The organism is Sunxiuqinia sp. (assembly GCF_055140945.1).
Genome location: NZ_JBSQYS010000017.1, coordinates 48502 through 59458, shown reverse-complemented (window position 1 = coordinate 59458; position 10957 = coordinate 48502). Strand labels below are relative to the sequence as shown.

Below are 10957 nucleotides of genomic sequence, written 5' to 3'. Positions count from 1 at the left end.
AATAGGAAGTTGCGGGGTGAAATAACAACGATCAACTAAATTCTTTCAGAATATCCAAAAATTGGGTCAACCGAAATGGCTTCAATAGTGAAGCGTTCATTCCTGAATCGATGCAATTTCGTGATTCTTCATCAGTATCACTCCCTGTTAGAGCAATGATCGTAGATTTCTTGTCAATACCTTTTTCAATCTCAAATTGTCTGATCTTCCGGGTTGATTCATATCCATCCATTACCGGCATACGGCCATCCATTATGATGACATCGTATTGCTTTGCACAATATTTTTCAAATGCTTCCAATCCATCATTTGCAACATCAATATCTTCTATGGTATTTCGTAATGATATCGCGACAACCCGTTGATTAATTGAGCTGTCATCAACAACCAGGAGTGATATTTTTTTAAGGTCAGTTTCCATATTTCATTTAAAGAGTAACAAATATAAATAAGTTAAATCAAGAATACTTCTTATCTTCATTAAAAAATTCAGCATATTCTTTCCAGAAGCTTTTTACTTCAGATTTCATCTCTTTGCGCAATAGCAAGATTCCGATTAGGTTAGGAACAGTCATAATGACAATCGTAATCCCTGAAATCGTCCAAATAAGTGTGGTATCAGTAAACGAAGCAAAGAAAAATCCAATAACATAGATGATGCGAAAATAAATTTCACCTTTCATTCCAAATAGAAAGTTGACGGCCCGGTCTCCGTAATATGACCAGGAAATTGCCGTAGAAAAAGCAAAAAGTAATAGTCCAATGGACACGATATAACGTCCGTACGATCCAAACCAACTTTTTGTAAAAGCTTCAGTGGTTAGTGGCGCACTGTGAATAAGTGATTTCCCGTTGAGCACAACCTCTTCAGCGTTCGCAATATTTCCATTAACAACCGCAACAGTTCCTGTAAACTGACTACCATCCTTTGACACCTGAACATCATCGGCAACCGAACGGGAATGCAAAATGGTAACATCGCTTTGAATAACACCATCAGTTACCTCAATACTTCCTGAATACAATGGCAGGTCAGCTTTCTCCTGCAGAAAGTTAGCCAACTTCTCACGATCAGCTATATCATGTTCATTGTATTGACCAGCTAATATCTGAATATCGGCATCCTGAAATTGATTATCGATTTTCTTGCTCCAAACGCCTGACGAAAGAATGACCAAGCCGGTAAGTGTGCAAATAATAATGGTATCAATAAAAGGCCCCAACAAAGCAACTAGTCCTTCGGAAATCGGTTCGTGAGCACGTGCTGTAGCATGAGCAATAGGCGCCGACCCCTGCCCTGCTTCATTTGAAAATAAGCCACGATTTACTCCGCGATTAAATGCAAACGAGAAACCTGCACCCAAAAATCCTCCGGCGGCAGACGTACCTGTAAACAAATCGCTAAAGATTGAGACAAATGAAGGAATGATATTTTCGTAGTTGAAAAGAATAACAGCCATGGCACCCAGAAAATAAACGATGGCCATTAAAGGCACCAAACGGGATGTTACTTTTGCGATTCGTTTTATGCCACCAATAATTACAAAGCCCAGTAGAATAGATAAAACAGCTCCGGTAAGTATCTTATTAATTCCGAACGTAGCGAAAATGGAATTTGAAATGGAATTTATCTGAGGTAGATTCCCTGTTCCGAAAGATGAAAAGATAGTGGCAACCGCGAAAATGACAGCCAACCACTTCATATTTAAGCGGTTTTTCATATAATACATCGGGCCGCCGGCAATTGTGCCATCTTCGGCCTTCTCTCTGTATTTGTGTGAAATACTGACTTCAACAAATTTAAGCGTCATTCCGAGCAAGGCCGTTACCCACATCCAGAAAAGAGCAGCAGGCCCGCCAAGGTGAATCGCCAAGGCTACACCGGCAATATTACCCGTTCCAACCGTTCCCGACAAAGCAGTCATCAGTGCCTGAAAGTGGGAAGTGTCACCAACATCTCCTTCGCGATCGAATTTTCCGCGAACAATGCGGAGAGCAGGTTTTAAATACCGGAATTGTGGAAACCGTAAATAGATGGTGAAAAAGAGTCCTGTGCCTAATAATAAAAACACAAACCACTGACTACCCCCAATATAGCCGTCAATCTGGGTCAGAACCTCGTTAAGTTTATTCATTTTAGCTGCTTATATGAGCAAGCTAAAATAACACTTCAAATCCTTTTGTTAAAATTAAAAAGCAGAATTGCCGCATATTTTTCAAATTGACAGCAGAATGGCAGAATTTCTTTCAAATAATTTAATTGCAAAAACTATTGGGATTCAGCATTTAAATCAGTTTTTTCCATAAATTTGCCATGAAACAATTTAACAGGAAAAGCTATGTTACCAAAATTCTTACTTGCCGACAATTCTCAGGAAACTCCCGACACCATTTTTGTTGTTCACAATGAAGAACCAAAATTTATTGTTGAAAGCGATATTGAAGATTTCTGGTCGAACCAGGTTGTTCACTGGTACAGTGAAAAGCCGGATTCTGACGCGTTAATTAAGCAACTATTAGAAGATGCTGAAGAATACCTGGAAGCTGAATTTGAAAATCAGGAAAATTTGTTTGACGACGAAGAGAACGACTAATGGAAAATTCACCATCTACAAAAAAGCGATTAACGAGATCATCGAATAAGATGATTGCGGGAATTGTTGCCGGATTTGCTGAGTACTTCAACATGGACGCAACTCTTTTGAGGGTTATTTATGTGGTACTATCTGTTGTAAGTGCTGGTTTCCCGGGGCTTCTTGTCTATCTTATTTGCTGGGCGGTTATTCCTGAAAAAAGAGCCTGATTCTTAAGCAACGATTCTGCGTTTTCGTGCCTTTTTGGTTCCCTTTACTTGTTTTTTGAACAAGCAGCTCTCGTAAGCTGTTTTCAACTGCGTCAAAGCTGGAAACCCGAACAGTCATGCACTGTCACGCCGTCATTCCGGACTCGCTTCGGAATCTGCCTGACACATACTCCAATTAAAATACAACCCCGGAAACAAGTTCCGGAAATTGTTTTTATTCTGATCTTCACCACTAATATTGAATCGTTAGGAATTGCTCTTATTCCATAGCGCAGAGGCTTTCTGACACAGCGCAGCAAGACTATTCCATGTAGCAGCAAGACCATTCCAAAGGTCAGCAAGACTATTCTCTTTGGAACCATAGACATTCTCTATGGAATAACTCCAATTCCATAGAGAATGTCTATTATTCTAAGTGGAATTGCTCTTCAGCACAATGGAATTGTCTTTCGGCACGATGGCAGCACGCTTATTCCTTATGGAATTAGGCCTCGGCACGATGGGATCAGGCTTCAGCGCTATACAAAAAGGACGCTGAAATGCCTCTAAATAAAGAAGACTGAGAAAAAGTACTACAAAACTTGTATTCTTTCTCCGATTAAACGAATCCCACTTCAGCCTACTCAACATCTTTCAAGCTCAACTGAATTCGTTTGCGAGCGATATCAACCTCTGTTACCTTCACCTTAACATGCTCGTGTAATTTAACAACCTCATTGGGATCGCTCACAAAACGATTGGCTAATTGCGAAATATGAACCAATCCGTCTTGTTTAACTCCCACATCGACAAAAGCCCCAAACTTGGTAATATTGGTCACAATTCCGGGAAGCACCATGCCCTCCTGCAGGTCTTCCATTTTATAAATCCCCGGGGCAAATTCGAACACTTTGATATTTTTACGAGGATCACGTCCCGGCTTAGCCAGTTCTTTCTGAATATCTTTCAAAGTAGGTAAACCAACCGATTCAGAAATATATTTTTCAAGCACAATCTCTTTTTGCTTCTCTTCGGTTGTGATTAATTCGGCTACCGAACAATTCAGATCTTTAGCCATTTGTTTTACCACGTGGTACGATTCGGGGTGTACAGCGGTGTTATCCAGCGGATTTTTCGCATCAGAAATACGCAGGAAACCGGCGGCTTGTTCAAACGCTTTTGCTCCCATGCGCGGAACTTTCATTAACTCTTTTCTGGAATTGAACGCACCATTTTCTTTGCGGTAATCGACCACATTCTGCGCCAATTGCGGTCCCAAGCCCGAAATGTAGGTCAATAAATGTTTGGACGCTGTATTTACATTTACCCCAACCGAGTTAACAGCCGATTCAACAACCGTATCCAAACTATTTTTGAGTAACTTTTGATCAACATCATGCTGGTACTGCCCCACTCCAATCGATTTCGGGTCAATCTTCACCAGTTCAGCCAGCGGATCCATTAAACGACGGCCAATAGAAACTGACCCGCGCACGGTGACATCGTAACTCGGAAACTCTTCGCGGGCAACTTTTGAAGCAGAATAAACCGATGCTCCATCTTCAGAAACAACAAATACTTTAATATCGCGATCATAACGCAATTTTTTAATGAAGTGCTCGGTCTCGCGACTAGCCGTTCCGTTACCGATGGCAACCGCCTCTATTTGGTAAGCACCCACCAGCGAAGTAATTTTCCGGGCTGCTTGCTTGGTTTGCTCCTGCGGTTTATGCGGATAGATGGTTTCGTTGTGCAACAGGTTTCCCTGTTCATCTAAACAGACCACTTTACAACCGGTACGATATCCGGGATCGACGGCCAATACTCGTTTTTGACCAAGTGGAGCAGCCAACAGCAATTGGCGTAAGTTTTCTGCAAACACCTGAATGGCATCCTGATCGGCTTTCAGCCTGGAGGCTTGTGCAAATTCGGTTTCAATGGCCGACGATAGCAAGCGCTTGTAACTATCTTTTGCGGCTAACTGAATTTGCTCCCCACATTCATTTTGCGAACGTACAAAAAAACGGTTCAACCGCTCCAAAATATCCTCTTCACTTGGAGCAATCGAAATGCGCAAAAAGCCCTCGTGTTCGCCTCTTCGCATAGCGAGCAACCGGTGCGAAGGACATCTTCTCAGTGGTTCTTCCCAATCAAAATAGTCGCGGTATTTTTCACCTTCAAGCTCTTTGCCTTTAACCAGTTTACTCCTGATCGTTGCACCCAATTCGAAAGCCCGGCGCACCATATTCCGGGCCTTTTCATTTTCATTCACCCACTCGGCAATAATATCACGGGCACCGGCCAGCGCATCGTCTACCGAATCGACTTCATCATTAACAAAAGCATTTGCCCGACTCTCTATGTCCCGCTCCTGTTGTTTCATAATGATTTTTGCCAGTGATTCCAACCCTTTTTCGCGAGCCACCGAAGCCTTCGTTTTCCGCTTGGGTTTATAGGGCAAATAAATATCTTCCAACTCGGTTGCATCAAAGCAATTGTCAATCCGGTCTTTCAATTCCGAGCTTAGCAAATCCTGCTCATCAATCGTTTTCAGAATCGTCTCTTTTCGTTTGATCAACTCCTCCAGCCGAGCCTTTTCGTCTTTTATATCACCAATCTGTACTTCATCTAAACTTCCCGTCATCTCTTTCCGGTAGCGCGAAATAAAAGGTACAGTTGCCCCTTCATCCAACAACTTGATGGTGTTTTCTACTTGATTAACCCGAATTTGAAGTTGATCAGCAATACGCTGTATAAGTTGTGCATTCATGTCCTGAAAATTTGGCTAACGAAGATAGTAGTTTTATCCAATTTTGACTGATTTGTGTCCAATGTAATCTTATTCATCAAGGGGTAAACATTAAAGTTTGAATAAATTTTCACCTTCCTGACAGAAAATGATTTTATATCTCGTGGAAATATTGAATTTTTAAGAAACAAAAAACTAAAACACCATGGCTATTAACAATGCAATGAAATTTATCCGCGAGTCGCAGGTTGATCCGGAGCTTCGAAAAGTGGTAAACAAAACCCCTGGAAATAAATTGATTCAGCAATTAACTGAGCTTGGCTACGAGTTTGATGTCGAAGAGTTTGAGGAATCAGTAAACATGATGCATGTGAAATGCCAGTTTGAAGAAGAAGCCAACCGTTTGATGCAGACGGCTATGTGGTTTCGCATGTCATTAAATCAATAACTCTCGTTGGCTTTGAAGCCCGACAAGGCTTTATAAATAAGGCTTTACCAGTTCCCAGTTCAGTCCGTCGTCAACAAATACGGCTTCAACTCCCATGGAGCGAATATCGCTGACATTGCGGTATTCATCATCAAAAAACACGACATCTTTCTTGTGCGTATTCGTCTGTTTCAGAATCCGGGAGAGATGCTTGAATTTATCTCCGGGGTATATCTCCCGGGCATCAAAATAGTGGTCAATACTGAATAAATGAAGTAGTTGCGCTGCCCAATCCGGCGCTTCTGTTCTTGATGCAGCGGCAATCATCCTTCCGCTGCCTTTTAGCTTGTTCAAAATGTCTGGCACATCCTCATACAAACGCAACCTACGCCCCGCCTGATCCAACAAATTACCGTTGCTCCAATAATACGGTGGATTTGTACAGTCGCACCACGTATCGCCGGCATTCCAAAGTGTATAATCTAAATCGAACACGAAAAGTTTCATAAACTCTCTTTTGAGCTGCAAAAATAGTAAAGCTTAACAAACAACAACTTCCCAAACTGATCGTGCGAGTTCCTCCTTGAAAAAGAGAATAATTGGGAACCTTGCAACTACGCTTGCTTCAATATTTTATTCTCCGCTTTAATTCTGATGAACAACATAATTGCATTCAGCACCGAAAAAACGATTGCTGTCACATATAAATGAAAAATCAAAGGTATAACAGCAATTTCGCTTATTACAATGAAGTAGTTTGGGTGTTTAAAATATTTATAAAGTCCTTTTCGAACCAATGGAACGCCGGATATGTGAAGTATTTTGGTATTCCAGTACCTACCCAGGGAATAGATGATGTGCATTTTAACTGCTATCAGTGCCAGAAATAAAGCTAGCAAGAAGTAATCAGGCGTTTCTGTCGGTTTTAACAGATACTCGATGACCAACGACAACATAAACCCAAGGTGAAGCAGCACAATAAATGGATAATGCTTTTTACCGTATTCAACCGCTCCATTTGCCCGAAGCCAGATTTCATTCCTCCTGGCTATCAGTAATTCACTCAGGCGCAACAGGATCAGAAAAGATATGAAGAGGACGAAGGACATGGCTTAAGGATTATTCATTTCAAACAATACCATTTCGCTTGAGAAACCCGGCCCCAATGCCAGCATGAGGCCATAACCGTCTTTAAAACCATCATTTATAAATTTATCCAAGACATACAAAACGGTAGTGCTCGACATATTGCCACAATCGTTCATTATTTCGCGGGTATTTTTCAGAAAATCGCCTTCTAAGGCTAATGCTTCTTTATATGCGGTCAACACTTTTTTACCCCCCGGATGAAAAATGAAATTCTTGATATCACTCAATTCCAGATCATATTTTGCTAAAAAAGCCGATACATCTTCTTTTACATTTTGGTGGATGATGGTCGGAATATCAGAAGAAAAAAGAACCTTGAAACCGGTGTCCAGAAATTCCCACCCCATTACATCCAACGAATCGTAATACAATTTACTTCCTGATCCAACGAATTTAATCTTCTGCTCAGTTTTATGATTGTCGCCTTTGATGATGCAAGCCGCGATCCCGTCAGAAAAAAGGCTCGATGCAATAAAATTACTTTTACTGAAGTCAGTACTCAAAAAAGTCAAGGAACACAACTCGACGGCAACAAGTAGAACGTTGGCATCAGGATTTGCCTGTGCCAGGACACTTGCTTTAGCCATCCCTGAAACTCCTCCGGCACAACCTAATCCGAAAATAGACATGCGGTTGATGTGAGGATTAAGCCTTAACTGATTAACGATTAATGCATCGATACTTGGAGTGGCAAGCCCGGTAGAAGAAACGAAAATTATATCTGTAAGCTCTTCTTTCTTTAGGTTCGCCTTTGTCAGGCATTCTTCAATGGCCTGGATCGAATATTCCAGTGCACAACGAACAAATTCCGTGTTCCTTTTCTGAAAAGTATTGTGTGATACATAGGTTTCTAACGGCTTGCAAAAATTTCGGAACTTGATCTCCGTATTATCGAAAACGCTCATCAATCGTTCTGCCTGAGGGAAGTGAGGCAAGAAAAACTCTTTCGCATATTCTTTCACTTTTTGCTGATCAACTTTATGGGGGAAATCTATTTTGGATACGGTTTCAACAAAAGGCATAATTTTCTCTTTTAAGGTTATTTGAATCTGGCGAAATTTTCCGGTTTCCAGACACTTTTCATCTGAATTTCTTCCGATGTTATTGCTTCTTATCCAACACCCGGACAGGTTAATTGTTTGAGAATTCCATGTTTCGCAGGCAGCAAACGGATATTGTAAAAGAAATTTTGAGATGTAAAACGAAAAGAATTGTGCGTTTCGCCAAGAGGTTAAATTTTCCATCCTTCCCGAGCTGAACTGGGCAGCTAAAACTAAAACCGGACAGACTTTTGCTATTGCTTTTATCACCAGTCATTCCGGTAAAAGCGGGAACTTTTTAGTGTAATAACTCAACTTCTTTTGATTTCAGACTCATCTGAATTGAAAAACCTTGCCGACAAGACAACTTGCTTAACCCGTGACAGATCGTTTTTTTGTCCATTCGTTTTTTACTAACGAGACAATATTCTTCTTATTTCAGACTTATAGATTTCACTATCTGTCATACCATTATGTCCTTGACCGCTTAATGTAATTAAAGTGTCTGATTCCTTAAATTCTCGTTTAAGTTTCAGTGAAGATCCATAATAAATAACCCGGTCTTGATCTCCATGGAAAATAACAACAGGCATTTGACAATCTTTCAAATATTTGTTGGTTTCAAGCTTATATTTTAAAAGAAACCCAGGAATAATCGGATAGGTATACTTCATCATATCTACCAAACTATAATAAGGTGCTTGTAAGATTAAAAGGTTGGGGTTGTTTATCGAGGCAATTTTAGACGCAAGACCTGTTCCAATCGAATATCCCAATACAATTATTTTGTCTTCAGTGTATTGTTTTGTCAGTTCACTATAAACTTCTTTTATATCCTCAAAAAGTTGTTCTTGTCCGTTTATTTTCCCTTCACTTTTACCGTATCCGCGATAATCAATGATAAAAATGTCATAATTTAAATCGGTATAAGTTTTTGCAACACCACCCCATGACCTTAATGAACCAGCATTTCCGTGTAGATAAAAAATCAGTCCTTTCGTACTATCCGCTTTAAACAACAGGCCATTTAAGATCGTTCCATCTGCAGTCTCAATATTTTTTTCTTCATATTTCTGACGAAACTGAAATTGATTACTATAGTAGAGTACATCATATTTTCATATCAAAAACTCTTGTAATATTGAGCATATTCTTATAATAAACTTCTACATTTATGGCTTGTTAAAAAAATTAGAAAAAGTAAAACATATGGATAAAAGCTTAGTGTTGGGAGCCGAAGCCATTGCTTTGGGAGCCATTGATGAAGGTATTTCAGGAGTATATGCTTATCCGGGTACACCCTCAACCGAAATCACAGAATTCATTCAAAAATCAAAAGAAGCTACCGAAATAAAAATACGTTCACAGTGGTCTGTTAATGAAAAAACAGCTTACGAGGCAGCCTTAGGAATGTCGTATGCGGGAAAACGATCGATGGTATGTATGAAGCATGTTGGACTTAATGTAGCAGCCGATGCCTTTATAAACTCAGCGATTACGGGCATAAATGGCGGGTTAGTTTTAGTCGTTGCAGATGATCCTTCCATGCATTCTTCCCAAAATGAGCAAGACACTCGTTTTTATGGAAAATTTTCGTTTCTACCCCTGCTCGAACCTTCGAACCAACAAGAGGCATACGATTGTGTTCGGTATGGCTTCAACTTGTCGGAACAGGTAAAACTTCCTGTCATCATCAGAATAACAACGCGTTTATCACATTCGCGTTCGATTGTTTTACGCCAAACGATGACTGAGCAAAATGAGTATCGTGCCGAAACCGATCAATCAAAGTGGATTTTGCTACCCCATAATGCACGCAAACGTTATTCGGCATTGCTTGACATACAAAAAAAATTAGTTGCTATTTCCGAAGCATCTCCTTATAACCGCATTGAAAAGGGAGAGGGAAAAAATGGGATTATTGCCTGTGGTTTAGCATACAACTATGTTAAAGAAACCCTCAATGCCTATAATCTTAATTATCCAATACTAAAAATTTCGCACTATCCCTTACCCGATTCGCTATTGCGTGAGTTCTTCGCTACCTGCGACAATATTCTTATTGCCGAAGAGGGGTATCCTATTTACGAGGAATTGTTACATGGCTATTTCAAAAATAAAAAGCTTAAAGGTCGATTAGACGGCTCTCTGCCCCGAACAGGTGAACTTACTCCCGATATAATTGCCAGAGCACTGGGACTTAAACCTAATGAATCTGCCAAAACTCCTGAAATTGTTGTTGGCCGCCCACCCGAATTGTGCACAGGATGTAGCCATCGCGATTTGTTTGATGCCATGAACGCTATCTTAAACGAACAGAGCGAGAAACACGTTTTTTCTGATATTGGATGTTATGCCCTTGGTGCTTTGCCACCCTACAATACAATAAATACCTGCGTAGACATGGGAGCTTCAATAACTATGGCCAAAGGAGCGTCTGATGCCGGAATGCATCCTTCTATTGCAGTTATTGGCGATTCAACATTTACCCATTCGGGTATTACAGGCTTGCTCGATGCTGTGAACGACAAGAATGCCGTAACCATAATTATTTCCGACAATGGCACTACCGCTATGACTGGCGGACAAAAATCTGGAGGAACCGGTCGCTTAAAGGAAATTTGTATCGGATTGGGTGTTGATCCTAAGCATTTGAGAAGCATTGTTCCTTTAAAGAAAGATTTCGAGAAAAATGTTAAGATTCTTCGCGAAGAATTTAATTATCAGGGAGTGTCGGTAATTTTAGCCTGTCGTGAATGTATTCAAACCCTTAAACAAAAAAAATAATCGATTTACGAATAGCATGATTA

At 40.4% G+C, this 10957-nt stretch carries 12 protein-coding genes; 5 read left to right on the top strand and 7 right to left on the bottom strand.

All coding sequences use genetic code 11. The features are described from left to right. Positions 1 to 31: 31 nt before the first annotated feature. Positions 32 to 421 carry a response regulator gene (locus ACTB00_RS10070; protein ID WP_463299790.1) on the bottom strand — a complete coding sequence of 130 codons (390 nt, stop codon included), beginning with the start codon at positions 419 to 421 and terminating at the stop codon, positions 32 to 34. A gap of 37 nt (positions 422 to 458) precedes the next feature. Continuing rightward, positions 459 to 2135 carry an alanine/glycine:cation symporter family protein gene (locus ACTB00_RS10065; RefSeq protein WP_463299789.1) on the bottom strand — a complete coding sequence of 559 codons (1677 nt, stop codon included), beginning with the start codon at positions 2133 to 2135 and terminating at the stop codon, positions 459 to 461. Between the two features lie 204 nt (positions 2136 to 2339). Here ACTB00_RS10065 and ACTB00_RS10060 point away from each other — a divergent pair, with 204 nt between their 5' ends. From ACTB00_RS10060 to ACTB00_RS10050, 3 genes are all read left to right on the top strand, one after another. Continuing rightward, the gene (locus ACTB00_RS10060) at positions 2340 to 2594 is read left to right on the top strand and encodes a hypothetical protein (RefSeq protein WP_463299788.1); all 255 of its coding nucleotides are present in this window, start codon (positions 2340 to 2342) and stop codon (positions 2592 to 2594) included. Beyond that, the gene (locus ACTB00_RS10055; protein WP_463299787.1) at positions 2594 to 2803 is read left to right on the top strand and encodes a PspC domain-containing protein; all 210 of its coding nucleotides are present in this window, start codon (positions 2594 to 2596) and stop codon (positions 2801 to 2803) included. Before ACTB00_RS10060 ends, ACTB00_RS10055 begins: the two co-directional genes overlap by 1 nt. A 399-nt stretch (positions 2804 to 3202) precedes the next feature. After that, positions 3203 to 3352 (top strand): hypothetical protein, encoded by a 150-nt coding sequence (locus ACTB00_RS10050; RefSeq protein ID WP_463299786.1) that lies wholly within the window; start codon positions 3203 to 3205, stop codon positions 3350 to 3352. A 70-nt stretch (positions 3353 to 3422) separates the two neighbouring features. On the opposite strand, the gene ACTB00_RS10045 is transcribed toward ACTB00_RS10050, so the two are convergent. Continuing rightward, on the bottom strand, positions 3423 to 5552 hold the full coding sequence (locus tag ACTB00_RS10045) for a Tex family protein (protein WP_463299785.1): 2130 nt from the start codon (positions 5550 to 5552) through the stop codon (positions 3423 to 3425). 184 nt (positions 5553 to 5736) lie between these two features. Here ACTB00_RS10045 and ACTB00_RS10040 point away from each other — a divergent pair, with 184 nt between their 5' ends. Further along, the gene (locus tag ACTB00_RS10040) at positions 5737 to 5979 is read left to right on the top strand and encodes a Nif11-like leader peptide family natural product precursor (protein WP_463299784.1); all 243 of its coding nucleotides are present in this window, start codon (positions 5737 to 5739) and stop codon (positions 5977 to 5979) included. Between the two features lie 30 nt (positions 5980 to 6009). Here ACTB00_RS10040 and ACTB00_RS10035 read toward each other — a convergent pair whose 3' ends face one another. From ACTB00_RS10035 to ACTB00_RS10020, 4 genes are all read right to left on the bottom strand, one after another. Beyond that, positions 6010 to 6465, bottom strand: a complete 456-nt coding sequence (locus ACTB00_RS10035; RefSeq protein WP_463299783.1) for a magnesium-dependent phosphatase-1 — start codon at positions 6463 to 6465, stop codon at positions 6010 to 6012. A gap of 107 nt (positions 6466 to 6572) precedes the next feature. Beyond that, on the bottom strand, positions 6573 to 7067 hold the full coding sequence (locus ACTB00_RS10030) for an isoprenylcysteine carboxyl methyltransferase family protein (protein WP_463299782.1): 495 nt from the start codon (positions 7065 to 7067) through the stop codon (positions 6573 to 6575). A 3-nt stretch (positions 7068 to 7070) separates the two neighbouring features. After that, positions 7071 to 8129, bottom strand: coding sequence for a type III polyketide synthase (locus ACTB00_RS10025; RefSeq protein WP_463299781.1), 1059 nt, complete (start codon positions 8127 to 8129; stop codon positions 7071 to 7073). 431 nt (positions 8130 to 8560) lie between these two features. Further along, the gene (locus tag ACTB00_RS10020; protein WP_463299780.1) at positions 8561 to 9166 is read right to left on the bottom strand and encodes an alpha/beta hydrolase; all 606 of its coding nucleotides are present in this window, start codon (positions 9164 to 9166) and stop codon (positions 8561 to 8563) included. 190 nt (positions 9167 to 9356) lie between these two features. Between ACTB00_RS10020 and ACTB00_RS10015 the strand changes: the two genes are divergently transcribed. Further along, positions 9357 to 10934, top strand: coding sequence for a thiamine pyrophosphate-dependent enzyme (locus ACTB00_RS10015; protein WP_463299779.1), 1578 nt, complete (start codon positions 9357 to 9359; stop codon positions 10932 to 10934). The last annotated feature ends 23 nt before the right edge of the window (positions 10935 to 10957 follow it).